The 984-nt window shown below is 63.5% G+C and carries 1 protein-coding gene; it reads right to left on the reverse strand.

What is annotated here, in order from left to right:
* Positions 1–709, reverse strand: a 709-nt coding sequence (locus ACTJI6_RS24080) for a hypothetical protein (protein WP_440804294.1), incomplete at its 3' end; no start/stop codon positions are given.
* Between the last annotated feature and the right edge of the window lie 275 nt (positions 710–984).

Below are 984 nucleotides of genomic sequence, written 5' to 3' on the forward strand. Positions count from 1 at the left end.
GGGTGTTTCGATGCCGTTCATTCTCGGCAACCGTCTCGGCGGCATCGTGGGGATCCTTCCAGCGCCAGCGGAAGGTGACTGCATGGACCGACCGGCCCTGCTTTTCCAAACTCATGCTGACCTCGACCGTGCCATAGTCGTTCACCGCCGCTAGAGCAGGATCAAGGACGCGCTTTCGAAACTGTCCCCAAACGGCATAGGCGCGCTTATCAGACACGCCCATCAGCGAACGCAATTCATCCACAGTGAACGTCCAGAACGGTCTTCCAAGGCGCTTCTTGTCGGCCAGCAGCACATAGAGCTGGCGGCCGTGGCCGGTCAGGCTGTGGGCAGCGCGGGCCTCGATCTTGGCGAAGTTCTGCGGACTGCGCAGGGCATGGACGCCAGCGGGCGGGATCAATGCCCGCACCATCGAGCCGCCCTGGGTGATCTTCCATTCGGCCAGCAGGACCGCGCCCCAGGGATCGCCGCGCCATTCGCCGCTGAGCTGCACTCCGGTCAGGCGCGTCAGGCACTCGCGCAGCCAGATGTTGTCGTTTCGTCCGTCCTCGCCGCGCAGCAGCCGCGCGGGCACTTCCAGCCAGACGCTGTTGTCCACCTCGGCGGGGATCCGGGCCGCGTCGAGCGCCGAGGCCAGCTCCCAGACGACCGAGACCATGGCCGGGGTCAGCGGCTTGTCGGATCGAAGCGCAACAGCGCTGCTCGGCACAGTGATTTCCCTCATAAGTGGACGCTATAAATGACTCACGTCCATTTATAAAGTGTCCTTTTTACCCTCCGGCGCGTCCATTCATACCCTCCGGCGCGTCCATTCATACCCTCCGGCGCGTCCATTCATACCCTCCGGCGCGTCCACTTTTACCCTCCGGCATGTCCATTTTTAGCTCTCTAGTGTCAGTGTCGGGTGTCGCGGGGAGCGAAGCGACACGCGACACGCGACACCCGACACTGCATCGAAACTGGCTGCCTGACACCGCCCGCCCC

The organism is Paracoccus sp. 22332, assembly GCF_052045125.1.
Lineage (GTDB): Bacteria > Pseudomonadota > Alphaproteobacteria > Rhodobacterales > Rhodobacteraceae > Paracoccus > Paracoccus haematequi_A.